The organism is Streptomyces sp. NPDC006872 (assembly GCF_040635845.1).
Taxonomy (GTDB): Bacteria; Actinomycetota; Actinomycetes; order Streptomycetales; family Streptomycetaceae; genus Streptomyces.
Genome location: NZ_JBEYIL010000002.1, coordinates 551,574 through 576,202 on the forward strand (window position 1 = coordinate 551,574; position 24,629 = coordinate 576,202).

The 24,629-nt window shown below is 70.7% G+C and carries 20 protein-coding genes; 8 read left to right on the forward strand and 12 right to left on the reverse strand.

Annotation, left to right across the window (positions count from 1 at the left end):
- Positions 1-57 precede the first annotated feature (57 nt).
- Both ABZ725_RS07505 and ABZ725_RS07510 read left to right on the forward strand, forming a co-directional pair.
- Positions 58-3,534, forward strand: coding sequence for an NACHT domain-containing protein (locus tag ABZ725_RS07505; protein ID WP_358801792.1), 3,477 nt, complete (start codon positions 58-60; stop codon positions 3,532-3,534).
- Positions 3,535-3,613: 79 nt separating this feature from the next.
- The gene (locus ABZ725_RS07510) at positions 3,614-4,390 is read left to right on the forward strand and encodes an aldo/keto reductase (RefSeq protein ID WP_358801793.1); all 777 of its coding nucleotides are present in this window, start codon (positions 3,614-3,616) and stop codon (positions 4,388-4,390) included.
- A gap of 12 nt (positions 4,391-4,402) precedes the next feature.
- On the opposite strand, the gene sulP (ABZ725_RS07515) is transcribed toward ABZ725_RS07510, so the two are convergent.
- Together sulP (ABZ725_RS07515) and ppk2 are read right to left on the reverse strand one after the other, a co-directional pair.
- Positions 4,403-6,136, reverse strand: coding sequence for a sulfate permease (sulP, locus tag ABZ725_RS07515; RefSeq protein ID WP_358802073.1), 1,734 nt, complete (start codon positions 6,134-6,136; stop codon positions 4,403-4,405).
- A gap of 88 nt (positions 6,137-6,224) precedes the next feature.
- Positions 6,225-7,028 (reverse strand): polyphosphate kinase 2, encoded by an 804-nt coding sequence (ppk2, locus tag ABZ725_RS07520; RefSeq protein ID WP_358801794.1) that lies wholly within the window; start codon positions 7,026-7,028, stop codon positions 6,225-6,227.
- Positions 7,029-7,340: 312 nt separating this feature from the next.
- Between ppk2 and ABZ725_RS07525 the strand changes: the two genes are divergently transcribed.
- Positions 7,341-7,856: a hypothetical protein gene (locus ABZ725_RS07525; protein WP_358801795.1), complete on the forward strand. Its 516-nt coding sequence runs from the start codon at positions 7,341-7,343 to the stop codon at positions 7,854-7,856.
- 42 nt (positions 7,857-7,898) lie between these two features.
- On the opposite strand, the gene sulP (ABZ725_RS07530) is transcribed toward ABZ725_RS07525, so the two are convergent.
- The 8 genes from sulP (ABZ725_RS07530) to ABZ725_RS07565 all read right to left on the reverse strand — a co-directional run bounded on the left by sulP (ABZ725_RS07530) (position 7,899) and on the right by ABZ725_RS07565 (position 16,398).
- Positions 7,899-9,632: a sulfate permease gene (gene sulP / locus ABZ725_RS07530; protein WP_358801796.1), complete on the reverse strand. Its 1,734-nt coding sequence runs from the start codon at positions 9,630-9,632 to the stop codon at positions 7,899-7,901.
- 6 nt (positions 9,633-9,638) lie between these two features.
- A complete protein-coding gene (locus ABZ725_RS07535) occupies positions 9,639-12,404 on the reverse strand; it encodes an HAD-IC family P-type ATPase (RefSeq protein ID WP_358801797.1) in 2,766 nt (921 codons plus the stop codon).
- 43 nt (positions 12,405-12,447) lie between these two features.
- Positions 12,448-13,413, reverse strand: coding sequence for a polyphosphate kinase 2 family protein (locus ABZ725_RS07540; protein ID WP_358801798.1), 966 nt, complete (start codon positions 13,411-13,413; stop codon positions 12,448-12,450).
- Positions 13,403-13,846 (reverse strand): hypothetical protein, encoded by a 444-nt coding sequence (locus ABZ725_RS07545; RefSeq protein ID WP_351918317.1) that lies wholly within the window; start codon positions 13,844-13,846, stop codon positions 13,403-13,405. The genes ABZ725_RS07540 and ABZ725_RS07545 overlap by 11 nt, the downstream gene beginning before the upstream one ends.
- Before the next feature lie 45 nt (positions 13,847-13,891).
- Positions 13,892-14,335, reverse strand: a complete 444-nt coding sequence (locus ABZ725_RS07550; RefSeq protein ID WP_358801799.1) for an SHOCT domain-containing protein — start codon at positions 14,333-14,335, stop codon at positions 13,892-13,894.
- A 384-nt stretch (positions 14,336-14,719) separates the two neighbouring features.
- On the reverse strand, positions 14,720-15,400 hold the full coding sequence (locus ABZ725_RS07555) for a DUF308 domain-containing protein (protein WP_358801800.1): 681 nt from the start codon (positions 15,398-15,400) through the stop codon (positions 14,720-14,722).
- Between the two features lie 153 nt (positions 15,401-15,553).
- A complete protein-coding gene (locus tag ABZ725_RS07560) occupies positions 15,554-15,751 on the reverse strand; it encodes a hypothetical protein (protein ID WP_351918323.1) in 198 nt (65 codons plus the stop codon).
- Positions 15,752-15,927: 176 nt separating this feature from the next.
- Positions 15,928-16,398, reverse strand: coding sequence for a helix-turn-helix domain-containing protein (locus ABZ725_RS07565; RefSeq protein ID WP_358801801.1), 471 nt, complete (start codon positions 16,396-16,398; stop codon positions 15,928-15,930).
- A gap of 133 nt (positions 16,399-16,531) precedes the next feature.
- On the opposite strand from ABZ725_RS07565, the gene ABZ725_RS07570 reads away from it, so the two are divergent.
- Entirely contained in the window at positions 16,532-17,032 is a 501-nt protein-coding gene (locus ABZ725_RS07570) for a PaaI family thioesterase (RefSeq protein WP_358801802.1), read from the forward strand.
- 102 nt (positions 17,033-17,134) lie between these two features.
- Here the strand turns inward: ABZ725_RS07570 and ABZ725_RS07575 are convergent, their stop codons facing one another.
- Together ABZ725_RS07575 and ABZ725_RS07580 are read right to left on the reverse strand one after the other, a co-directional pair.
- The gene (locus ABZ725_RS07575; protein WP_358801803.1) at positions 17,135-18,796 is read right to left on the reverse strand and encodes a hypothetical protein; all 1,662 of its coding nucleotides are present in this window, start codon (positions 18,794-18,796) and stop codon (positions 17,135-17,137) included.
- Between the two features lie 10 nt (positions 18,797-18,806).
- Entirely contained in the window at positions 18,807-19,937 is a 1,131-nt protein-coding gene (locus ABZ725_RS07580) for a M20 family metallopeptidase (RefSeq protein ID WP_358802074.1), read from the reverse strand.
- A 228-nt stretch (positions 19,938-20,165) separates the two neighbouring features.
- Here ABZ725_RS07580 and ABZ725_RS07585 point away from each other — a divergent pair, with 228 nt between their 5' ends.
- From ABZ725_RS07585 to ABZ725_RS07600, 4 genes are all read left to right on the forward strand, one after another.
- Entirely contained in the window at positions 20,166-21,080 is a 915-nt protein-coding gene (locus ABZ725_RS07585) for a LysR family transcriptional regulator (RefSeq protein ID WP_358801804.1), read from the forward strand.
- A 228-nt stretch (positions 21,081-21,308) separates the two neighbouring features.
- A complete protein-coding gene (locus tag ABZ725_RS07590; protein WP_358802075.1) occupies positions 21,309-22,160 on the forward strand; it encodes a polyphosphate polymerase domain-containing protein in 852 nt (283 codons plus the stop codon).
- Positions 22,157-22,834, forward strand: a complete 678-nt coding sequence (locus ABZ725_RS07595) for a DUF4956 domain-containing protein (RefSeq protein ID WP_351918333.1) — start codon at positions 22,157-22,159, stop codon at positions 22,832-22,834. Before ABZ725_RS07590 ends, ABZ725_RS07595 begins: the two co-directional genes overlap by 4 nt.
- Complete coding sequence (locus ABZ725_RS07600) at positions 22,834-24,543, forward strand: CotH kinase family protein (protein WP_358801805.1); 1,710 nt, start codon at positions 22,834-22,836, stop codon at positions 24,541-24,543. Before ABZ725_RS07595 ends, ABZ725_RS07600 begins: the two co-directional genes overlap by 1 nt.
- Positions 24,544-24,629 lie beyond the last annotated feature (86 nt).

Here is a 24,629-nt window from a genome sequence, read left to right on the forward strand (position 1 = left end):
CCTCAAAGGTTCGAAGGGTCTGATACGGGGGGCGCAATGGGGGACAGGGACGCCGCCGTGCTCCGCGCAGTCTCCGCGGCCGATCGGGTCGTCCTGGTCAGCGGTGACGAACAGGGCACCGGGGTGCTGATCGGCCCCCGGCACGTCCTGACCGCGGCCCATGTGCTGACCGGGCCGCCCAGAGCACGGGTACGGCATCCCGAGGGCGTCAAGGATCTCCGGGCCAGGCCGCCCAAGCTCGTCCTCCTCCCCACCCGGCCGCCGCGCACCGCCAGGATCATCCACCCGCGCAGTTCCGAGTGGGTGACCTGTGAGGTGCAGTGGATCGACACCGATCGAGACCTCGCCCTGCTGCGGACGCGCAACGAGGTGGCAGGGCAGGACTTTCTGCAGCCGCTGGGCCGGACCCGGCTGGGGCGGATCGCCACGTCGCAGCCTGTCGCCGACTGCCAGATCATCGGGTTTCCGGCCGTACAACGCGACCCGGTCAGCGCTGAGATCGAGTGCGACCAGTACGAGGTCACCGTGCTTCCCATGGCGAGCCGACTGCGGCCGGACGTCATGGTCTGCGAGTTCCGGCGTCAGCCGGCGGCCGAGACGGACGGCCGCTCGTCCCCGCTCGCCGGGCTCTCCGGCGCCCCGGTCTTCGCCGGCGGGGTGCTGCTGGGGATCGTGACGAAAGTCCCGCGTGGGCGCGACCACATGCGGATCGAGGCGGCTCCCGTCGAAACGGAGCACCTGACCGAGCAGCTGCGGACGTCGGCAGGCGCCGAGACCGGGCTGCTCCTGCCACGTCTGGAGGACGTCGCCGAGACGCACCGCCGCGACGAGGAGTTCGAGCAGGAGTACCGGCGGGCCGTCAAGAACCGCTATCGCAAGATCGACATCATCGGACTCGACGAGCTCACCGCCCATGAGTCCCGCTGGGACCTGGACACCGCCTACCTCCATCTGGAGGCGGAGAGCACTCAGCCGGCACATCCGTCATCGGCGTCCCCGGGCGCTCCGTCCCGCCCCGGGCGCGTCGACGACCTGCTGGCGCAGGGGGGACCGTACGTGCTGCTGCGCGGCGAGGCCGGCGCGGGCAAGACCACGCTGGTGTGGTGGCTCGCCTCGCACTCCGCCTCGGGCACGCTCGGCGGCAGCCTCGCACCGCTGAACGGACTCGTGCCGTTCGTCGTCCCCATGCGCAACCTCCGGGCCAGGGGAGACGGTCTGCCCCGGCCGGGCGAACTCGACCGGGCCGCCCGGCTGATGACGGACGACGCCCCGCCCGGCTGGGCCCGCCGGGTGCTGGCCGCCGGACGCGGGCTCCTGCTGGTCGACGGCCTCGACGAGGTACCCCGTGGCGACCGGACGGACGCCCGCCAATGGCTCGGCGATCTGCTGTCCGAGCACCCCGGCCTGCACTGCCTCGTCACGGTGCGCCCGCTCGCCGTGGGCATGAACTGGCTCGGCCACGAGGGCTTCCGGGAGCTGCGCCTGCTGCCGATGCGGGACGCCGACATCCAGACCTTCGTGCACGCCTGGCACGACACCGCACGCCTGGACCGGTCGGTGACGGCGGAGGAGAACGGCCAGCTCGCCGAACTGGAAGCCGCGCTCAAGGGAAAGTTCACGAGCAACCCGGCACTGCGCAACCTGGCCCGCACCCCTCTGCTGTGCGCGGTCATCTGCGCCCTGCACCGGCGCAACGCCGGAGACCTCCCGGTCAGCCGCCCGGAGCTGTACATGGCGGCGCTGAAGATGCTGCTGGGAAAACGGGACGCGCACCGCAAGATCCCCGACACGGAGGGCGTCACCCTTGCCTGGGACGAGCATCAGCTCCTGCTCCAGCGCATCGCCGTCTGGCTGGTGCGCAACGGTCAGACGCAGCTGTCCCATGAACAGGCCGAGCGGCAGCTGATTCCGGTGCTTCGGGGCATGCACGCGGTGCGGCATTCCGTCGACGCCGTCCTGCGGCACATGCTCAACCGCAGCGGGGTGCTCGAGGAACGCACCCAGGACAGCATCCAGTTCATCCACCGCACCTTCCAGGACTACCTCGCCGCACGGGAGTTCCAGGACAGCGACTGTCTGCAGGAACTGCTGGGCCACGCCGGCCAGGAGGAGTGGCAGGACGTCGTCCTGCTCGCCATCGGCCACTGTCGGACGTCCGAGATCGAGAAGGTCGTCGACCAGCTGGTGGCCCAGGGGGACGCCCAGGACGGGCACCAGCGCTGGAACCTGCACCTCCTTGCCGCGAGTTGCGCGGCCGAGGCCGTCTTCCTTCCGCACGACAAGCGCGAGGCCGTCGCGGAGCGCCTCAAGGCCTTCATGCCGCCCAAGGACGTGCTCCAGGCGACCGAAGTGGCCAAACTGGGCGCCTATGTCCTGCCCGTGCTTCCGGGCCCGGAAGGTCTGCCCGAGGGCGTGCAACTCCTCGTGGCCACGACGTTGTCCAAGATCGGCACTGTCGGCTGCCTCCCGTTGGTGCGTGCGTACGCGGCACAGCCGAGCCGGCCGCTGCGCCAGTTCCTGGCCTCGGCATGGGGGGACTTCCCGGCCGAGCCCTACGCGCGTGAGGTCCTGGCCGGCATGCGGCTGGACGATCTGGAGATCCTGGTCGACCGCGACCACATGCTCCAGCCCCTGCACCACCTCGGGGCGCTCACGCGTGTCGTCGTCGACGGAGCGTTCCCCGCCGCCCAGCTGGACCGGCAGTTGCCCCACACCCCGCTCGACCGGTTGGTCCTCACCGGCAACCCGGCCCTGACCGATCTGTCCTTCCTGCGCGGGCGCCCGGGGATCAAGCATCTGATCGTCGACTCCACCGCCCGGATCGTGGACGTCTGCGACCTCGCGGGCTCCGGTCTCACCACCCTCGGCCTGGACGCCTCGCTCCTGCTCCCCGAGGACCTCGAGGTCGTCGCCACGATGGACGGACTGCGCGAACTGCATCTGCAGGGGCTGCCGATCGGACTGTACGCGCAGCTGCCACCGCCGAACCCGTCGGTGGCACGACTCTCGGTGTCGAGCCCGGACCTTCAACCGGACGCCCTGCACCGGTGGACGGGCCTGCAAGGCCTCGCCGTCTGGCAGCCGACCCCACTGAACGAACTCTTCGCCCAACTGGCGGCCCTGCCGAAGCTGTTCGCCCTCCAACTCCCCATCACCGACCCCGGGGAAGAACTGCGCGGACTTCCGGCACTGCCCCGGATCCGTGCCCTGAAGCTGCCCTCCCTCGTGAACGAGCCCGACCTCGACGGACTGACGACCACGTTCCCCTCGCTGCGCAGACTCACCCTCGATCTGCGGCTCGCCGCCGCCCCCGCCGTCGACCTGACCCCCCTGCACGCACTCCCGGACCTGCACGTGACGATCCTCGCCGACACGGAGCCGACGGTGCGCGAGCCGGGACCGCCGGCCGACCGGCTCCGTTGGCTGACCGCCGAGCCGAACGAGGCTCCGGCCGCGACAGCACCACCGCACTACCGTGTCGTCGGCACCACCGCCCGACGACTAGGGGGAACCGATGACTTCGCGCACGCCTGACCCGCCTGACACGCCTGAGACACCCGACGCCTTCTTCATCGGAGGCGAATACCGGGTGACCCGGATCGGGTGGGGCGCCATGCGTCTGCCGACCGAACCCGGCCCCGAGCGGGACGCAGCCGTCGCGGTGGCCCGGCACGCCGTCGAGTCGGGTGTCACCCTGATCGACACCGCCCACCTCTACGGATGGGGCGCCAATGAGGAACTCCTCGCCGAAGCCCTCCATCCGTACCCGGACAATCTGCTGATCACCACCAAGGTGGGGGTCGTCCGGTCCGACGGCCCCGAGGGCTGGGCCTACGACGCACGGCCGGACAGCCTGCGCGCGCAGGTCGAGCAGGGGCTGCGCCGACTGCGGACCGAGCGCGTCGGCCTGCTCCAGCTGCACCGGATCGATCCCAAGGTTCCACTGGCCGAACAGATCGGCGCGCTCCACGAACTCCGGCAGGAAGGGAAGGTCGGCCACATCGGGCTGTCGGAGGTCACCGCCGCACAGCTGGCCGAGGCCCGGCGGACCGCCGAGATCGCGAGCGTGCAGAATCGCTACAACCTCTTCGACCGGGAGTACGAGCCGGTGCTGGAAGCCTGCGAAGCCGCCGGCATCGCCTTTCTCCCATGGCGCCCCGTCGCCGCGGCGGCGACCGGCCCGGCATCCGTGCTCGACGCCGTCGCCACCGAACTCGGCGCCACCGCTCCGCAGGTCCTGCTGGCCTGGCTGCTCGCCCGTTCCCCGGTCCTGCTGCCGATCCCCGGCACGGCTTCTCTCGCCCACCTGAAGGAGAACCTGGCCGCGGCCGACCTCCGGTTGGACGAGTCCCGGCACCGCCGCCTCGACGGCATGGCCCGCCCCGCCTGACACGCCGACCGTTCAGAGCTGTTCGGGCTGCCCGGGGTGCGCTGTCAGCCATCGGCGGTACGCCGACACCGCGGTCGGGAGCGTCGGGAACATGTGGTCTGTGCCCACGGCGTCCGCGAGGCCGTACGCCTGCAGGTCGTCCAGGAGGTCCTGCTTCACCCGGGCGAGGGCGAACACGACGCCGCGTCGGGTCAGCTCGCGGCGCAGTTCGTCGACCGCGTCGAGGGCGGTGATGTCCACCTCCACGTTGGCCTCGGTGTTGAGGACGAACCAGCGCACGGGGTCGCTCTGTTCGTCGACGGCGGCCAGGGCGCGCCGCCGGAAGTCCTCCGCGTTGGCGAAGAACAGCGGTGAGTCGTAGCGGTAGACGAGCAGACCGGGGATCGTACGGGCCTGCGGGTAGTCGTCGACGTCGTGCATGCCGGCCACCCCGGGGACCGTGCCCTCGACCGCGTCGTGCGGCCGGGCCACCCGGGTCAGCAGCTCGGCCACCGACAGACCGACCGCCACGATCACCCCGTACAGGATGCCCAGGGCGAGGACCCCGGTGAGGCAGCCGAGGGCGAGCAGCAGTTCCCGGCGGCGGAAGGACGCCAGCCGTCGGAAGCCCGCGAGGTCGATCATGCGGACCGCCGCGTAGACGACGAGCGCGCCGAGCACCGCGGCGGGCGTCCGCGCGAGCAGCGGGCTGAGGAAGAGCAGCACGCCGAGCACCACCGCCCCCGCCACCAGCGAGTACGCCTGGCTGCGGGCGCCCGCGGAGGAGGCGAGCGCGGTGCGACTGGCGCTGCTGCTGACCGGGAAGCCGTGCAGCGCCCCGGCGCCGAGGTTGGCCGCGCCCAGGGCGAGGAACTCCTGGTTGGCGTCCAGGCCGGGGCCGTCGTCGTCGGGGGCGGTGAACGCCCGCGCGGTGAGGATGAAGTCGGTGTAGGCGACCAGCAGCACCCCGAGCGCGGGCAGGACGAGCTGCGGCAGCTCGCTCAGGTCCGGGACGGCGAGACCGGGCAGGCCGGAGGGGACGTCGCCGATCACCTTGAGCCCGTAGCGGTCGTCGAGGTCGAAGGCCACGACGGCGGTGGTGCCGAGGACGACCGTCACCAGCGGGCCGGGCACGACGCGCACGTAACGGGCCGTCAGGAAGAGGAAGACGAGGGCGGTCGCGGAGAAGACGACGGTGGCGAGGTGCGCGTCCGGCAGGTGAGTGAGGATGGACCACAGTTCGGGGAAGAAATCCGAGCCGGACTTCTTCACCCCGGTCAGTCTGGGCAGCTGGTCCGTCATCATGATGACGGCCACGCCCGCGAGATAGCCGATCAGGACGGGTCGGGAGAGCAGGTCCGCGAGGAAGCCCAGCCGCACCGCCCGGGCGATCAGGCACAGCAGCCCGACCGTGACCGCGAGGGCCGCCGCCAGCGACGCGTAACGCCCGGGGTCCCCGGCGGCGAGCGGCGCGACCACGGTGGCCGTCATGAGGGCGGTGGTGGACTCGGGGCCGACCGACAGCAGACGCGAGGAACCGAACAGCGCGTACAGCGCCAGCGCGGGGAGGATCGCCCACAGTCCGGCGACCGGCGGCAGCCCGGCCACCCCGGCGTAGGCCATGACCTGCGGCACGAGATACGCGGCCACGGTCACGCCGGCCAGCAGGTCGCCCGTGAGCCACGAACGCCGGTATCCCAGGAGCGCGTCGAGCCCGGGCAGCAGCCGGCGCCACCCCGAGACCTGTCTGCCCGAGCCCTGCGACATCTGCCGCCTTCCGTCGTCCGGCCTCATGATCCAAAGGAAATCATGACCCTGACCATGGCCGAGCACGAGCCCCGCGTACGTCAGCCGCTCAGAGGCGCGCCGCGTGGTCCGGGACGTAGGTCTGCAGATCGCGCGGCGGGCGTTCGTAGCCGGTCGACGCCGGACGCTCCGGCAGTTCGAGAACCGGCGGGGGCACGTCGAGGTACGGCAGCGAGTCCAGCAGGTGGGCGATCGTGTTCAACCGCGCCCGGCGCTTGTCGTCGCTCTCGACCACGAACCAGGGCGCCTCGGCGATGTCGGTGTGGACCAGCATCTCGTCCTTCGCCCGGGAGTAGGCCTCCCAGCGGGTGATCGACTCCAGGTCCATCGGCGACAGCTTCCAGCGCCGCAGCGGGTCCTCCAGCCGGCGCCGGAAGCGCTCCTGCTGCTCGGTGTCGCTCACCGAGAACCAGTACTTGCGCAACAGGATCCCGTCCTCCACCAGCATCCGTTCGAAGATCGGGCACTGCCGCAGGAACAGCTGGTACTCCTCCTTCGTGCAGAAGTTCATCACATGCTCGACCCCGGCCCGGTTGTACCAGGACCGGTCGAACAGCACGATCTCCCCGGCGGCCGGCAGATGCTCGACGTACCGCTGGAAGTACCACTGGCTGCGTTCCCGCTCGGTCGGCTTCGGCAGGGCCGCGATCCGTGCCACGCGCGGGTTGAGATGCTCGGCGACCCGCTTGATGGTGCCGCCCTTGCCCGCCGCGTCCCGCCCCTCGAAGACCACCACCAGCCGGGCGCCCGTCGCCCGCACCCACTCCTGCAGCTTCACCAACTCGGTCTGCAGGCGCAGCAGTTCCTTCTCGTACGGCTTGCGCGGCAGCTGCGCCGCCTTCTTGCCGGCCATGCCGCCTCCACCATGTCAAGGTCGAACACCAGGACGCCACCGTACGTTCCGCCGACGACCTGCGCACCCTCGACGCGCACCGGCCTCCGCCCACCACCTCGCGACCGGTCGGCTCCTCTGCTGCCCCGGCCGGCTGCGACCGGTCGGAACTTCACGCGGCACGAGCGCCCCGGCCGCCTCAACCTCCGGCAGCCGCACCCTCGTTGAGGCTCGGGGCACGGCTCTGCCTTGCCCGCCCCCGCACATCACCCGTGCCGGTGATCATCAGCGAGGCGGCCCCGGCGTCATACGACGCGCCGCCACCCTGGGGGCATGCGCATGAGCCACCCCCTCGCCGTCGCCGCCCTCGCCGCCGCCCTGCTCACCGCAGGCTGCGTCGCCGTCCCCTCTCATGCCCCGCCGCCCCCGGCCATGGCCCCGGCCGCCGCCCGTACGCCGTCCCGCGTCCCGGCGCCGAGCCAGGCGTCCGCCCGCACCGCCCTGGTCACCACGGCCCCCACCCGGGCGCCGAAACAGCACGCCGGTCAGGACCGCCCCGCCCCCGAGCCGCGTTCCGTCGGCACCGCCGGGCCCCGGGCGCCGCGCGCGGACCCTCCGACGCGGCCGCGCACACCGGTGCGCCCCGCACAGCCGCGGCCCGTCACGCCCCCGCGAACCCGTCACCGGCCCGCGGCTCCGGCCGCACCCCGCCGTCCGGCCGAACGCCCGAGCACCGCCCGGCCGCAGCCCTCCTACGACCTGGGCACCGTCTGCGGGTGGTCCCACCGATCGCCCGTGCCACCCGCCGTCCGCGACCTCTGCGACACCTACGTCCGCAGCGACGAATAGGCCGCGCAGGCGTGGCCGGCCGCGCCTGGCTCACTGCCCGGCTCATGTCGGCCAGTCCGCTCCCGACAACTTCCGGAAGGCGACGACGGCGGACTCCACGGTGGGGAAGAAGTGCCGCGGGTCGATGGTGCGGGTGAGTTCGTACCGTTCGATCTTGCGCCGCACGGGGTCCTTGAGTTCGGCGAACACGAGGTGGATGTGCTCGGCGTTGAGCTCCAGGTCGAGTTCCTCCAGAACGTCCGCCGCGGTCGTGTCCACGTCGGTCATCGGCTCCGCCGCGATCACGATCCAGCGCGGCCTCGGCTCCGTGCGCGCCAGCCGTCTGATCTCGTCGCGGAAGGCCTTGGCGTTGGCGAAGAAGAGCGGGGCGTCGAACCGGTGGATCACCAGGCCCGGGAGCTGTTCGGCGTGCGGGTAGGAGCGGATGTCGTGGTAGCCCTCCAGGTCCTTCACCCGTCCCAGCACGGTGTTGTACGGCCACCAGGCGCGCCGGAACACATTGAGGACGGACAGGGCCACGGCGATGGCGATCCCCTCCAGGACGCCGAGCAGCGCCACCCCCAGGAACGCGGCGACCGACAGCAGGAACTCCGCCCGGCGCTGCCGCCACAGCCGTACCGACCCCGGCAGGTCGGCCAGGGACAGCGAGGCGGTGATGACGACGGCGGCGAGGGCCGGCTGGGGAAGGTTGCGGAACATGCCCGGCGCCAGCACCAGCATGACGACGATGAGCGCGGCCCCGACGACTCCGGTGAGCTGGCTCCTGGCCCCCGCCCGTTCCGCCACCGCCGTGCGGGATCCGCTGGCGCTGACCGGGAAGCCCTGGAACAGGCCGGCCGCCAGGTTCGCCACGCCGATCGCGGTCATCTCCTGGTTGCCGCGGACCTCCCGCCCGCCGCGGGCCGCGAACGCCGACGCGTTGGAGATCGTGTCGGCCAGCGACACCAGGGCGATGCCCAGCGCACCGCCGAGCAGCGGCGCGAGATCGGCGAGGCGGACGTCGGGGATCGTGAACGGCGGGAAGCCCTCGGGGAGTTCCCCGACCAGGTCCACGCCGTGCTCGCCGAGGTCGAGGACCGCGGTCGCGGCGATCGCCAGGACCACCATCACGAGCACCGCGGGGACCTTCGGCAGCCACCGCTGGAGCACCAGGATCAGGAGGATCCCGCAACCGCCGACCGTGGCGGCGGCCGGCACCGCGGCCCCGTCGGCGAGCTTCTGCACGAGACCGACGCACTCCCCGATCAGGTTGTCCGCGTCGACCTTGAATCCGAGGAGTTTGGGCAGCTGGCCGATCAGGATGGTGAGGGCCAGGCCGTTCATGTAGCCGATCATCGTCGGTTTGGAGATCAGGTCGGCGATGAAGCCGAGCTTCGCCACCGAGGCCAGGATCATGATCGCCGCGACCATGACCGCGAGCACCGAGGCCAGGGCGATCGCCCGGTCGGGATCCCCGTCCGCCGCCACCAGGGGGAGCACGGTGGCGGCGATCATCGGTCCGAGCGAGGAGTCCGGGCCCAGCACCAGGATGCGCGACGGCCCGCACACGGCGTAGCCGAGCAGACAGAGGATCGTCGTGTACAGGCCGGTGATGGCCGGCAGACCCGCCAACTCGGCGTACGCCATGCCCTGCGGCACCAGCAGGGTGGTCAGGACGATCCCCGCGATCAGGTCCTTGACCAGCCACTCGCGCCGGTACGACGACAGCGCACGGATCCCGGGGACGGCCCGGAGCCGGGACAGCACCGCGTGGCCGCCCCCCGACTCATCCGGCACTCATGCTCACCCGACCTCCACGGCCCGCTCCGCCGCCCCCGACCGTACGGCCCGCCGCGACCGCCTGGCCAGCAGCTTGCCCAGTTCCCATACGAGCAGCAGCGCTACGGCGCTCAGCAGGGCCCAGCCGAACTGCCGCGCGTCGATCTCGGTCGTCCCCAGGATGCGGCGGAAGCCGTCCAACTGGGTCACCGCCACCGCGAGGACGAGTTGGGTCAGGGCCACCCAGTTCATCTGCCTGCTGTCGAAGGTGGCCGGCGTCAGCACGGACTCCGTCTCGCTGCGGCACTCGAACGCGGCCACGATCAGACAGAGCGCGAAGGCGGTGAACGCGATCGACCGACCGGTCTCGACGCTGTCGAAGTGGGCCTGGCCGAGCTTGATCAGCCCGAGCAGTGCGCAGGTGATCGCCAGACCGCCCAGCCCGACCGTCACCAGCACGGACCGGGTGAGCACCGACTCCCCGCGCGGTCGCGGCCTGCGGCTCATGAGCCCGGGACTCTCCCGGTCGAAGCCGAGCGCGAAGCCGAAGGACGCGTTGACCACGAAGTGGATCCACAGCACCTGCGGCGGGGTGAAGGGCTCACCCGCCGCGATGTTCAGGACGGTCGCCCCGAGGAACGTCAGCACGAAGGTGACCAGCAGAAGCAGCACGAACCGGATGTACTTGGTGAGGTTGTCGTAGATCGTGCGGCCCTGCTCCACGGCGTAGACGATGGTGGCGAAGTCGTCGTCGGAGAGGATCATGCGGCCGGCGTTCTTCGCCACGTCCGTGCCGCTGCCCATCGCGATGCCGATGTCGGCGGCCTTGATGGCGGGCGCGTCGTTGACGCCGTCCCCGGTCATCGCCACGACGTCGCCCTTCTTCTTGAGCGTGTCGGCGAGCAGCACCTTGTGCTCCGGCGCGACCCGCCCCACGACGCCGATGTCGTCGATGCGGGCCAGCCGCTCCGCCTCGCTCATCGCGGCGAAGTCGGCGCCGAGGACGGCCTCGCCGGGGATGCCGATCTGCCGGGCGATCGCCGTCCCGGTGGTGACGTCGTCGCCCGTCACCAGGCGCACCCGGATGTGCGCCGCCCGGGCGTCCGTGACGGCCTTCTTCGACTCGTCGCGGGGCGGATCGACCATGCCGACGAGACTGCTCACCCGCAGCTCGGTGACATACGCGAGCAGGTCGCCGTCCGCGTCGAACCCGGCCGGGTCGAGGTCCCGGGTGGCCGCGGCCATCACCCGGCGTCCCTCGCCGCCCATCCGCTCGATCGCCGTCTCGGCGCGGCCCTGCAGACCGGCGTCCCACGGGACGGTCGCGCCGGCCGCGAGCGCGGTGGCGGCCCGCGCCAGCACCGCCGGGGCCGCGCCCTTGACGAAACAGCGCACGACGGGACGGCCGTCGGCGTCGTGGGTCGAATGGAAGGTGGCCATCAGCTTGTAGTCCGGGTCGAACGGCAGGGTCGCGAGACGGGGGAGCGACTCCCTGGTGGCGTCCGTGTCCAGCCCCGCCTTGTGGGCGAGCACGAGCAGCGCGCCCTCGGTCGGGTCGCCCACCACCTGGCCGTCCACCAGCTTCGCGTCGCTGGCCACGACATACGGCAGGATCGCGTCCTCGATGCCCGCGGAGGACCCCGCGGCGTGGTGGACCTTCCCCGCCAGTCCGTAACCCGTGCCCGAGACGGTGTACTTGTCGGTCGGACTGAGCACTTCGACGGCCGTCATCTGGTTCATCGTCAGGGTGCCGGTCTTGTCCGAGTTGATCGCCGAGGTGAACGCGAGGGTCTCGACCGACGGCAGTTCCTTCACGATGGCGTTCCGCTTCGCCAGGTTGAGGCTCCCGACGGAGAGGATCGCCTGGGTCACGGTCGGCAGGGCCTCGGGGATGGCCGCGATGGCCAGCGAGACCGCGCTGACGAACAGCGCGTCCCACGCCTCGTCCCGGCTGCGCCCCAGGACGAACATCACGATCATGGTGAGTGCGGCCGCACCCGTGATCCACAGCGTCAGCGTGTCGAGCTCCTTGGTGAGCGGCGGCACCTCCTTCTCGGTGGCCGCCAGCATCCCGGAGATCTTGCCCAGCTCGGTGTCCGCGCCGATCGCGGTCACCACGAGCAGCCCGCTGCCATGGGTGACCGGGGTGTTCATGAACGCCGTGTTGGTCCGGTCGCCCGGCGGCAGCCGCCCTCCGCCGGGCAGCGCGGCGGTGCCCTTCGCCGCGGGGACGCTCTCGCCGGTGAGCGCCGACTCGTCGATCTGCAGCGCGCTCGCCTCGACGATGCGCCCGTCCGCCGGCACCTGGTCCCCGGCCGCGACGAGCACGATGTCGCCGACGACGAGCTGCTCCGCGGGGATCTCGGCCTCCGTGCCGTCCCTGCGCACCCGCGCCGTGGCCCTCATCATCGACTTCAGCGCGTTCATCGCGCTCTCGGCCTTGCCCTCCTGACGCAGGCCGACGACGGCGTTCAGCAGGGTCAGCACGAGGAGCAGGACCGCGGTGGTCCACTCCTGGATGAGCAGCGAGACCACCGCCGCGGCCACCAGAACGAGCTGCATATAGCTGCGGTACTGATCGAGGAACCGCCGCCAGGCCGGCGTCCGGCGCTCCTCCGGCAGCGCGTTCGGGCCCTGCGCGGCGCGGAGTTCGGCGGCCCGCGCGGCGGTGAGTCCGACCGCCGGATCGACGCCGAGCGCCGCCACGACCTCCGCCGGGGAACGCGCGTACCAGTCGTCGCCCTGCGAAGCCCGCTGCTGTACGCCCACGGAATCCGGCTGCACCGTCATCGTCCTGCCTCCGATCCTGGCCGGTCAGGTCCCTCAGCGGTCTCTAGCCGCGCTTTTTCTTCGCCGCCGACGGATGCCGGGCCGCGTACGGGTCGGCCGGCAGGCCCTCGGGAGCCTCCCGCTCCAGCCGTCGCTTCGCGGTGCGCAGGTCCTTGCGGGTCTCCTCGTCCACCTCCGGGTACCGGGGGTCGATGTCGATCAGGGTGTGCGCCAGGATCGCCGCCGTGCAGATCCGCGCGAACCACTTACGGTCCGCCGGCACCACGTACCAGGGCGCCCACTCCGTGCTCGTCGCCGACAGCATCCTGGAGAACGCGCGCTGGTAGTCGTCCCAGTACTGGCGCTCCCGGACGTCGGCGGCGGAGAACTTCCAGTTCTTCTCCGGCAGATCGAGCCGCTTCAGGAACCGGGTGCGCTGCTCCTCCTTCGACAGGTTCAGGAAGATCTTCACCACCTTGAACCCGTTCTCCGTGAGGTGGCGCTCCCAGTCGTTGATCTCCCGGTACCGCCGCTTCCAGACGCCCGATCCGCGCGCGTGGCCGGGCAGCCGCTGCCGCAGGAGGAGCTCGGGGTGCACGCGCACGACGAGGACCTCCTCGTAGTGCGAGCGGTTGAAGATGGCGATCCCGCCGCGCTCGGGCAGCCGTTCGGCGTAACGCCACAGGTAGTCGTGGTCCAGTTCCTCGGCGGAGGGCACCTTGAAACTGCTCACCCGCACGCCCTGCGGATTCACGCCGCTCATCACATGACGGATCGTTCCGTCCTTGCCGCCGGCGTCCAGCGCCTGCAGGCAGAGCAGCACGCCGTAGGTGTCCTGAGCGGCGAGCCGTTGCTGGTACTCCGCCAGCAACTCGACCCCGGCCCGCAGCAGTTCGACCCCTTCCCGCTTCTTCAGACCGGCCTTGTCACGAGGGTCGAAGTCCCGGCCCAGGCGGACCTTCGACCCCGGCTCCACCCTCAGCGGCTCGATGAAGTCCGCGATCCGCTCGGCTCGTTCGTCACCGTGCACCGTCGCCGCCGTACGACTCGGGCCGGTCCACGCACAGCGCCCAGATGATGAACCCGGACAGGGCGATCGTCACGACCGACCACACCGGGTAGTACGGCAGGGAGAGGAAGTTGGCGATGATGATGAGTCCGGCGATGGCCACGCCCCCGATCCGGGCCCACAGGGCGGACTGGAACAGCCCCAGGCTGACGATCACCGCGACCGCGCCCAGGGCCAGATGGAGCCAGCCCCAGCCGGTGAGGTCGAACTGGAAGACGTAGTTGGGCGTCGTGACGAAGACGTCGTCCTCGGCGATCCCCATGATCCCGCGGAAGATGTCCAGCACCCCGGTGATCATGAGCGTGACGGCGGCGAAGACCGTCAGGCCCGCGGCCCAGTGTCGCTTGGCTGCGTGCGAGTCGGTGTGTGCGTGAGGGGTGGGCGATACAGTCATGACCTAGCCTCGATTCGCTGTCCTCGGTGTCGTGGGGCGGTCGGCTCAGTGGCGTACCGGAGGGCCGTAGTCGCTCAGGACCAGCTCCTTGGCCCGCTGGAACTCCTCCTCCGTGATGTCGCCGTGGGCCTTGATCTCGGACAGTCTGGCGAGCTCGTCCACACTGCTGGACTTACCGCCGGAACCCTTGGCGGTCTCCCGGACGTAGTCGTCGAACTGCTTCTGCTGCTCCTGCGCCTGCGCGATCTCGCGGTGGCCCATGTTCTTCCCCCGGGCGATCACATAGACGAACACGCCCAGGAACGGCAGGACGATGCAGAACACCAGCCAGCCCGCCTTGGCCCAGCCGCTGAGGTCGTCGTCGCGGAAGACGTCGACGATGACCCGGAACAGCAGGACGAACCACATGATCCACAGGAAGAACACCAGCATCGTCCAGAAGGCGCCCAGCAGTGGAAAGTCGTACGCGAGATATGTCTGCCCGCTCATCTCTCTCCTCCGTTCCGGGCCTGCGCCCGAAAGGCCGTCCCGGGCGAGCGCCCGTTCCGTGCCGTCTTCAGCGTGCACACGGCAATCGGCGGGTGCCTCACCCTCGGAGGGTGAGGCTGACCGGAGGGTGAGGCCGGGCGGCTCGCTCGGCCCCACGCTCAGCGGCGCGGACCACGGCCGTACGGCTAGGTGGTGACCGCCTGGTACCAGCCGGTCGCGGCGAGCACCTCGGCGCCGGCCGGCACGACCAGGACGGCCCGCCTTGCGCAGCCGTCGGTGCTTCACGCCCGTGGCCTGCCGTAGTCGGTCGTACCGTATGGCCCGGTTCGCCGGGGTGGGGCGGTCCTGTTGCGGAGCCGGCAGCCATGGCTCCGCCCGGGTGTTTCAGGCGCTCGAGCCGGTGTGGGCTCCGCCGGGCGGGTCCGTGACCCCCGCCCGGCGCAGCGCGGCCCGCCAGGCGAGGGCGACCGCCGCCTCGCCCAGGCCGAGCAGGACGAGCCACAGACCGAGCAGCCGGGTCAGCGCCCGGGCCGATTCGGTGGGCAGGGCCAGCACGACGATTCCCGCGACGATGCCGAGCACCGCGAGGGCGAGGACGAACCCGCGGTGGGGCAGGTCCCTGGCGGCGATGGCCGTGTAGAGCGTGAGGATGCCGGACACCAGCCACAGCGCGCCGACGATCAGCGAGAGCGCGGTGATGGTCTGCAGCGGGTTGCGCAGGCACAGCACCCCGGCGAGGACGTACAGCACGGCCAGCAGGAGCCCGGTCACCCGCCCGCCGTGGTCCTCGTGGGCGAAGAGAGCGAAGAGGGCGACGAACCGGAACAGCCCGGTCGCGAGCAGATACAGGCCGATGAGGACCGCCAGGACGTGCAGCGTCTCGTCCGGCCAGACCAGCACCAGGATGCCGGGGACGAGCGTGACGACGGCGGAACCGAGGATCCACGTCCAGGAACGCCCCAGGGCGGCCAGCACGTCGGCGGCGTCGCCCACCGCTCCGGGGGCCGCCCCGCCGGGTTCCTGCTCCGGTCCGGAACGCGGCGCCGGACCATGCGAAACGGTCATGGCTCCTCCTCGCACGGTCCGCCGGGCCGCGTCCGTACCGCCGACGGGGCGGTGTGTGGTGACCTGACCGAATCAGCGTGCCGCCCGCCGCCGCCCACCGCGTCACCCACCGGGGGTGATCGGGCCCGCTGCCCGGGCCGCCGCTCGGGCCGCTCACTCCGGCAGCTGACGCATCTCCATCAGCCGCAGGCCCAGGTTCTGGCAGCGGTCCAGGAGCTCATACAGATGCGCCTCGTCGATGACGTGTCCGAACAGCACGGTCTGGCCGGACATCACCACCTGGTCCAGCTCCGGGAACGCGCATTTCAGCGTCTCCGACAGATGTCCGTCGACGCGGATCTCGTAGCGCATGGACTGTTCTCCCCGGCGTGCCCTGGGACGGGGGACTGGCTGACGGCACCCTTTCCCCGTGATGCTCCGCCCGGACCAGCCCCCGGACCTCACCCGGCACAGGTGATACGCGGGAGCGGGCGACGGGAAGCTGCCCCGCGCGGCCGGGCCGCGGCCTGTCGTACCCCTACGGAGTACTACGGCCGCCGCCGGACGGCCCCCGGGCCCAGCCGGGCGGTGACCTCTCCGGGGGTGAGGGCCGAGTGCTCCGCGGAGCACTCGACGACGACGCGGACCGGGGCGTCGCAGTCGCTGTGGCGGACGTCCAGCAGGCGGCCTTCGGAGCCGACGGCGTACGCCTCGCCCCACTGGGTCAGTGCCATCAGGACGGGCCACAGGTCCCAGCCCTTACGGGTCAGGCGGTACTCGTTGCGGGCGCGGCTGCCGGGTTCCTGGTAGGGGGCGGTCTTGAGGATGCCGGCCGAGGTCAGCTTTCGCAGGCGGTCGCTGAGGACGGCCTCTGAGAGGCCGATGTGGCGGCGGAAGTCGTCGAAGCGGCGCACTCCGTTGACGGCGTCGCGCAGGATCAGCAACGTCCATTTCTCGCCGACCACGTCGAGCGTGCGCTGGACGGGGCAGTTCTCCGTGCTCGCCTCAAGCCACTCCATCCCGCCATCGTAGCGGGCTGGCTTCATCATTGACAGTCAGGTGAGCCGGAGGCTAGCTTCACTCGAAGAAGTCAGACGCGGAGCTGCGGGTGCAGCAGTCGGATGAAAAGGTCGGAAGGGAAGGCGCTGGGCCGTGGGGCGAACACGCACGTATCAATGGGAGGATCCCGCGATCCTGGCGGAGGCCGCCGGGAGCATGTCCGGCATCGACTTCCTGCGCGAACTGCAGAAGGGGAGGCTGCCGGCGCCGCCCATCGGCACCACCCTCGACATGGCCCTGGACGAGGTGGAGCCCGGCAGGGTCGTCTTCTCCCTGACGCCGGGCGAGGAGCACTACAACCCCATCGGCAGCGTGCACGGCGGCGTCTTCGCGACCCTGCTCGACTCGGCGGCGGGCTGCGCCGTCCAGTCCACCCTGCCGCAGGGCATGGCGTACACCTCGCTCGACCTGACCGTGAAGTTCCTGCGGCGGATCACCGTGGACACGGGCACGGTGCGCGCCGTCGGCACGGTTGTCAGCAGCAGTCGCCAAACCGCCCTCGCGCAGGCCCAGCTGTTCGACGCGACGGACCGTCTGCTCGCCCACGCCACCAGCAGCTGCCTGCTCTTCCCGGTGCCCGCCCCTCGAAGCTGACTGCCGTCGAGCCCGCGGTCACCGGCGCGGTCGAGGGTTTCTGCCCTCGGGGGCCTCATTCTGAAGCCGACGGCGACGACCGGACCCGAGCCCTTGGCGGTCTCAGGTGTGTGCGTCGGCTTCGCGTAGATCCGGTCGGGCGTCGGGGAACACGGTGCGCACCCGGTCGGCGGTCGGCTTGTCGAGGGCGGTGTGGCGCAGGTCGAGCGCTTCGAGGTCCCGGAGTCCGAAGAGGGACTCGGGCAGGGTGGTCAGCTCGTTGAAGGACAGGTCGAGCCGCCGCAGCCCGGGCATACGGGCGAACGCGTCCTCGGGCAGCTTGGCGAAGGCGGTGCGCAGCACCTCGCCGCCCGCGGTGCGCCGGCCCCAGCGGTCGATCTCCAGGTGTTCCAGCGTGGTGATGTCCCAGACACCGCAGAGCAGTGCGCGATCGGGATCGGGCTGGAAGGACCAGCGTGTGTTGCCGCTGAGGCGCAGCACCCGCAGACGGGGAAGCCGGGCCAGGTCGGGCAGTCGGGGCAGCTCGGCGGAGAGCGAGCCGCGCAGGTCCAGCTCTTCGAGAGTGGTCAGGGCGAGGAGGTCGTCGGGGAGCGTCTCCAGGAACATGGCCGAGAGGTCGAGGCGGCGCAGGGCCGGCAGCCGCGTCACCGCCAGCGGAAACGGGACCGGCGAGTTGTACTCGCCCGGTTGCAGGTTCGACAGGTCCAGCTCGCGCAGGGTGCTCAGCCGGGCGACGGCGTCGGGGACCGGGCAGCTCAGATCGCCGGCCCGCAGCACTTCCAGCCGGGGAAGGTCGCCGATCTGCTCGGGCAGGGACGTGAGTTCGTTGCGCGAGACGTTCAGCACGCGCAGCTCGCGCAGACGGCCGATGCTCGCCGGCAGGGCGGTCAGCCGCAGACCGGAGACGTTCAGCTCTTCCAGGGCGGTCAGGTCGCCGATGCGCTCGTCCAGGCTGTCGATGTCTTTGTTGCCGGCGAGGGAGAGGACCCGCAGGTTGACGAAGGCGTGGAGCTGCTCGGGGAGTCGGCGGAGCTTGCGCTCCGACAGGTCGAGTTCGGTGATCTCCGCGGCGCGCGGCAGCAGGGCGTCGAGTTCGTCCAGCGCGAGCAGATGGCTGGGCCGGATGCCGGGGCGCAGGACCGGCTGTCCCGCACGGAGGGCGGCGCTGATGCCGCGTTCGTCCGCGGTGCCGTCCTTGTCGAGGAGTTCGGGCAGGACGAGTTCGTCGAGCTCGTCGTCGGTGAAGTCGACGGGGCAGTTGACGCTGTGGGAGCCGGTGATCAGCAGCGCGTCCGGCTGCTCGGCGAAGTGCATGGTGAAGTACAGGGTGCTGATGACGCTCTGGGCGTGCGTGCGGCCGCCGACCTCCAGGCAGCCGCCGTCGTCGCCGTAGCTGCCCTGGACCGTGCCGGACGCGGTCAGGTCCCCCCGGACGACCACGTTCGGACAGCCGGACAGCAGCACATGGCGGGCCCGCAGATCGCCGGTGACGAGCAGGAAGTTGCCGCTCGCCGAGTCCCACCACTCCAGGTCGCCGCCGACGGTCAGATCACCGTCCACGATCGTGTTGTACGGCACCCAGTCGCCGTCGGGCTCCGCGTCGAAGCCGCCCGTGACATGCAGACCGCCCTCGTAGAGCCGTATCTCCTGCTCGTCGGCGAAGTCCTGGTACGGATGACTGACGTCGGCGGAGACGCCGAACCGCTCCTCCGCCTCGGCCACGGTGATGACGCGGTAGCCCGCCGACGCACTATGTCCACTCATGCCCGGGATGCTAACGGCCGCCACTGACACGGTCGGGGCGTTGCCGGGTTCGAGCGATGAGCTGAGCGAGCAGCCGGGTGCGCGGGACCATGCGCGCGACCTCGACATGCTCGGTGTCCGCGTGAGCGCCGCCGCCCACGGCGCCCAGGCCGTCCAGCGTCGGGCAGCCCGCGGCCGCCGTGTAGTTGCCGTCCGACGCACCGCCGACGGCGAGCCCCCGCAGCGGCTCCTGGCCCAGCTCCGCGGCGAGCCGGGAGGCGAGGGCGAACAGTTCGGCGGAGGACTCCGGCTCCATGGGCGGGCGTTGGCCACCGCCGAGCACCTCCAGGCGGGCGCCCGGCGTCAGCGCGGTGAGTCCGCGTACGAGTTCGTCGACCCGGTCCTGCGCCGCCGGGGTCGGCACGCGCACGTCCACCGACACCCGGGCCAGCGCGGGCACCGTGTTGCGGGAGCTGCCTGCCGACACCAGGGTGGGTGTGACCGTCGCGGCGCCCAGGAGGGAGCGGGACGCGTCGGCGGCTCCCGTCGCGACCTCGAGGCCGGCGATGGCCAGCACCTGATGAGCTGCCTCGACGGCGGCGTTGATCCCTTTGTGCGGTTCCTGACCGGCGTGAGCGGCCCTGCCGTGCACCACGACCTCGTACCGTGAGGTGCCCTTGCGGGCGATCTTGAGCGCGCCCGTGTCGTCCGCGGCGGCCTCCAGAACGAAGGCGGCCACAGCGTCCCGCGCGCTCTCCTCGATCAGCTGCCGGGAGGTGGGCGAGCCGATTTCCTCGTCCCCGTTGACCAGCACGCACACTCCGTCCGGAGAAGGTAGTGAGGCCAGTGCGTGGAACATCTGCACCAGGCCCGCCTTCATGTCCAGGACTCCGGGCCCACGGGCGATCCCGTCGGCCAGCGACCAGGGGTGGTTCTGGAGCGAGCCCATGGGCCACACCGTGTCGTGGTGTCCCACCAGCAGCACGCTCGGGGCGCCGAACCGCCACCGCAGATGGGTCACTCCGTCGATCACGATCGTCTCCGGCTCGGTCCCCAGCAGCCGCGTGCCGAGGGCGGCGACCGCCTCGGCGCTGCGGGCCACCGCGGCATGGTCGGCCGAGAACGACTCGCAGAGCACGAGCTCCCGCAGATCGTCCAGCATCGTCGACAACAGCACACTTCCCCCTTGGATCCGGTGGGCATGGGGCGGCGGCGCCCGTCCCCCTTGCCGGACCTTCCGAATCCTCCGGACCTTCCGAGCTTCCCGGGCACCGCCGTGCATTCGACGGTAGAAGTGAGCAAGGCATTCCACCAGCGACTGGATTGCATGGGATCAATGCGTCCGAGGAATGTGTCCGAGGAATGTGTCGCGACGAACGGGCGGGGAGACGTGTTCGAGATCGATGCGCTGCGGCTGCTGGTGGCGGTGGCCGAGACGGGGTCGTTCACCAAGGCGGCGGTCCGGCTCAGCTACACGCAGTCCGCGGTGTCCCGGCGGATCGCCACGCTGGAACAGCAGGCGGGCGGCCCGCTGTTCGAACGGCTCCCGAGGGGCGTACGGCTCAACCCCGCCGGGCGCGCGCTGCACCGGCATGCCCTGGACGTGCTCGACCGGCTGTCGCGGGCGGAGCGGGAACTGGCCGTGCTGCACGCGGGACACGGCGGGCTGCTGCAGGTGGGCGCGTTCGCCACCGCCAACATCTCGCTGGTGCCCGCAGCCCTGCGAGCGCTCCAGGAGGCCAGACCGGAGGTCGAGATCGTCGCCGTCGAGGGCCCGACCGACACGCTGATGCGCCGCCTGTCGGACGGGTCGCTGGACCTTGCCGTCGTCAGCGACTACCCGTCCGGGCTGCCCTCGGCCGACGGCGTCACGACGACCGAACTGTGCGACGACGAACTGCTCGTCGCCCTCCGGCGCGGACACCGCCTGGCCGAAGCCGAGACCGTCGACCTGGGTGAACTGCACGACGAAGCCTGGCTGCAGGGCGCGTACGGCGACCGCCCCACGATGCTCGCCGACGCGTGCGCCCGCGCCGGTTTCACCCCGAGGAAAGTCATCCGCATCGCGGAATGGACCGGGAAGTTCGGCTATGTCGCCGCCGGGCTGGGAGTGGCCCTGGTCCCTTCGCTGGCCGCCTGGGCGGTCCCCGACGAACTCGTTCTCCGTCCCCTCACCGACCGGGCCCTGCACCGGACCGTCCATGTCGCACTGCCCGTCACTCCGCTGTCGGCGGCACTGGCGCTGCGGGATCTGCTGCGCGCCGCCCGACAAGTCCGGCGCCCACATCGGGATCATCTTCATTAACCGTGTGTTCATGTTCAGTACTCATTGCGTTCAGAGACGGCCTTCATCGGCCTTTCATTTCTTACCGGTTCCTTACGTGGAAGGAGTTGATCGCCGACCATCTGAAGGGGAGTCATGGCTGGCTGGCTGAAGCGCCGCCGTCCGGGCGACGGAGGCACCGGAGGCGACAAGGCGCCCGCGACGGCGGGAGGTTCACCGCCTGCGGTCGCGGACGAAGAGGTGCTGCGGGTGGCCAGCAGACTCCACGCCTTCAACCGGTACGAGCTGAAGTACCTGGTGCCGGTGGAGCAGGCGGCGCAGATCCGCGACGAGCTGGGCGAGCGGATGGACCGTGACCTGCACAGCCCGGTCGGCGGCTACGGCGTGTGGAGCCTGTACTACGACACACCTCAGCTCCGCTTCTACTGGGAGAAGATCGAGGGCCTGAAGTTCCGCCGCAAACTGCGTATCCGCCACTACGGAGACCTGGACGGCGTCACCGACGATTCCCCGGTCTGTGTGGAGATCAAGCAGCGGGTCAACCGGGTCACCCAGAAGCGCCGCATCACCCTGCCGTACGCCACCGCCCGGCAACTGTGCGACGAGCGGCAGCTGATCGAGCACTCCGCGAAGGAGCGGGCCTTCGTCAACGAGGTCCTGGAGCTGGTGGTCAGGCTCAACCTCCAGCCCACTGCCGTCACCGGCTACCAGCGTGAGGCGCTGGTCGGCCGCGACCAGGACATGGGGCTGCGCGTCACCTTCGACCGCCGTATCCGCGGCCGGGACCGGGACTTCCACTTCGGCACGGCGAACCCCGAGAACCGGTTCATCATCCCGCCGCGCATGACGGTGATGGAGGTGAAGGTGAACGAGCGCACCCCCTACTGGATCACCGACCTGGCGGCCAGGCGCAACCTCAGCCTGATCCGGGTCTCCAAGTACGTCCAGAGCATCGAGGCGTTCGGCCTGGCCCCCAGGTCCGTCTTCCACGTCCGGGACGAGGACCTGCTCCCGGCATCTGTCAGCATCCCCACCCCCACGTATCCCGCGTCCCCCACGTCCCCCACGAAGCATCGCACCACGGAGGCACTCCACTCGTGAATCTCGACCTTCAGGACCTGAGCGGCACGTTCAGCGTCACCGACATCGTGCTCGCCATGACCCTGTCCTTCGTGCTTTCCACGATGATCGGTTACGTCTATCGGGCCACGCACAAGAACGTCTCCTACAGCCAGTCGTACGTCCAGACGCTGGTCATCGTCGGCATGATCGTCGCGCTGATCATGCTGGTCGTCGGCTCCAACCTGGCCCGCGCCTTCTCCCTGGTCGGCGCACTGTCCGTGGTCCGCTTCCGCAACGCGGTCAAGGAGACACGGGACGTCGGCTTCATCTTCCTGGCGATGGCCATCGGCATGGCCTGCGGCGCCCGTTTCTACACCCTGGCCGCGGTCGGCGGTGTCGTGATCACCCTGGTCATCCTGGCGATGAGCAAGTTCAACTGGTTCGCCCTCAACGTCCAGCGTCAGGTCGTCAAGGTCCAGGTTCCCGCGGGTGAGGACTACACCCACGCGATCCAGGACGTACTCCTGCGCCACACCGACGAGTTCGAGCTGGTCTCCACCGAGTCCATCCGCGGCGGAACCCTGACCGAGGTCTTCTACACCGTCCGGATCAAGAAGGGGCATGAGCCCGGTGAGCTGGTCGCCGCCCTGCAGGAGCGCACCATGGGGCAGCGCGTGACGGTGCTGACCGGTTACGACCAGACGGACCTCTGATGGCGGCCCCCCGCAAGCGGCTGGTGCACCGCGTTCCGCTGCGGCTGCGCCACCACTGGAAGCCGGCCGGTCTGCTGGCCGCGGGGATGGCCGTCCTGCTGATCTTCTTCGGGGACGTGCGCGTCACGCCGTTCGTGACCAGTGCCTCCACGGCGGACGCGGACGAGATCACCGAGAACATCACGGGAGCGGTCGACCTGTTCGACGAGTCGCAGGCGCACTCGATCCAACTCGAGTACAGCCAGACCGACTTCGACGACATGATGGAGAAGTACCAGGACGAGGGCGAGAAGGAGTACATCGAGGCCGACCTCACCGTCGACGGCGTGTACTTGAACGACGTCGGCATCCGCCTCAAGGGCAACTCCACGCTCCAGAGCCTCCGCAGCGGCGGCCAGGGCGGCGGCCGTCAGGGCGGCCCCCAGGCGCAGGCGGGCGAGCAGCAGGACACCGGCCGGCAGGACGGCGGTCAGCAGCAGGGCCGGCCGCAGGGTGAGCAGCAAGGTCAGCAGGACCAGCAGGGTGAGCAGCAGGGTCAGCAGGGCGGCGGGATGATGGGCGGCGGTGGGGGCGGCGGCATGACGCAGTTCAACCTCTCCGCGTCCAAGCCCGAGGAACTGCCCTGGCTCATCAGCATCGACGAGTACGTCGAGGGCCGCGCCTACCAGGGCCACCGCGAGCTCTCGCTGCGCCCCGGCGTGGACGAGGCCCTGCCGCTGAACGAGGCGCTGTCGCTGTCCCTCATGGCGAAGTCCGGCCAGACGGCGGAGGAGTTCACCTTCACCGCCATGAAGGTCAACGACCGCCCGGCCGTGACCCGGCTCATGGTCGAGAACCCGAGCAAGGACTTCGTCGACTCGGAGATCGCGACCGAGGGCGTGGCGTACAAGGCCCGCGCGGGCGGGAGCTTCGACTACGTGGGAGACGATCCCACCGAGTACGAGACGTCCTTCAAGCAGCTCAACATGAAGGGCAGCCAGGACCTCTCGCCGGTGATGAAGCTCCTGAAGTGGGTCGACCAGGCGTCGGACGAGGAGTTCGCCGAGGACCTCGACAGGTACGTCGACGTGGACTCCTTCGCGGCGTACGTGGCGACGCAGAACCTGCTCCTGAACTTCGACGACATGGCCGGACCGGGCAAGAACTACGTGCTCTGGTACGACCTCGGCACCGAGAAGTTCTCCGTCCTGGGCTGGGACTTCAACCTGACCTTCAGCGGCACGGTCACCACCGGGCCCGACGACAGCACGAGCATGGGCGGAGGTGGAGGCGGAGGCGGAGGCGGCGGGATGGCACAGGAAGGAGCACCGCAAGGCGACACCCTGCCCTCCGGGACGCCCTCCGGCATGCCGGAATTCCCCGGCAACGGCAACGGCAACGGCAACGCCGACGGCGAGGGCGGCGGTGGACAAGGGGCCGGACAGGGCGCCGGACAGGGCGCCGGAGGCGGCGGCATGGGCGGCAACGTCCTGAAGGAGCGCTTCCTGGCGACGGACGCCTTCGACTCCCCGTACCACGCCGCGTACAAGAAGCTGTACCAGCAGTTCTACGGCTCCGGATACGCGCTCGACGCGCTCGACACCCTCGCCGCGCAGGCGAAGAAGGCCGGCGCGGACGAGGCGGGAGTCTCCAGCACCGCGAAATCCTTGAGCAGCACGGTCACTGCACGGACGAAGAGTCTGGCGACCGACAAGGTGATCACGGGCTGACCAGCGGCATCGCGATGTCGTCACCACGGCGGCCGACCCCCTCGGGGTCGGCCGCCGTTCCGCTGTGCCGCTGGTCACATGGCCGT

Excerpts from the sequence above, each read along its gene's own strand:
- ABZ725_RS07560 (WP_351918323.1), bottom strand. The coding sequence starts at position 15,751 with ATGCGCTACGAGATCCGCGTCGACGGACATCTGTCGGAGACGCTGAAA.
- ABZ725_RS07575 (WP_358801803.1), bottom strand. The coding sequence starts at position 18,796 with ATGAGTGGACATAGTGCGTCGGCGGGCTACCGCGTCATCACCGTGGCC.
- ABZ725_RS07555 (WP_358801800.1), bottom strand. The coding sequence starts at position 15,400 with ATGACCGTTTCGCATGGTCCGGCGCCGCGTTCCGGACCGGAGCAGGAA.
- ABZ725_RS07600 (WP_358801805.1), top strand. The coding sequence starts at position 22,834 with ATGGCGGCCCCCCGCAAGCGGCTGGTGCACCGCGTTCCGCTGCGGCTG.
- sulP (WP_358802073.1), bottom strand. The coding sequence starts at position 6,136 with ATGTCGCAGGGCTCGGGCAGACAGGTCTCGGGGTGGCGCCGGCTGCTG.
- ABZ725_RS07510 (WP_358801793.1), top strand. The coding sequence starts at position 3,614 with ATGCGTCTGCCGACCGAACCCGGCCCCGAGCGGGACGCAGCCGTCGCG.
- ABZ725_RS07545 (WP_351918317.1), bottom strand. The coding sequence starts at position 13,846 with ATGACTGTATCGCCCACCCCTCACGCACACACCGACTCGCACGCAGCC.
- ppk2 (WP_358801794.1), bottom strand. The coding sequence starts at position 7,028 with ATGGCCGGCAAGAAGGCGGCGCAGCTGCCGCGCAAGCCGTACGAGAAG.
- ABZ725_RS07535 (WP_358801797.1), bottom strand. The coding sequence starts at position 12,404 with ATGACGGTGCAGCCGGATTCCGTGGGCGTACAGCAGCGGGCTTCGCAG.
- ABZ725_RS07525 (WP_358801795.1), top strand. The coding sequence starts at position 7,341 with ATGCGCATGAGCCACCCCCTCGCCGTCGCCGCCCTCGCCGCCGCCCTG.
- ABZ725_RS07565 (WP_358801801.1), bottom strand. The coding sequence starts at position 16,398 with ATGGAGTGGCTTGAGGCGAGCACGGAGAACTGCCCCGTCCAGCGCACG.
- ABZ725_RS07550 (WP_358801799.1), bottom strand. The coding sequence starts at position 14,335 with ATGAGCGGGCAGACATATCTCGCGTACGACTTTCCACTGCTGGGCGCC.
- ABZ725_RS07580 (WP_358802074.1), bottom strand. The coding sequence starts at position 19,937 with ATGCTGGACGATCTGCGGGAGCTCGTGCTCTGCGAGTCGTTCTCGGCC.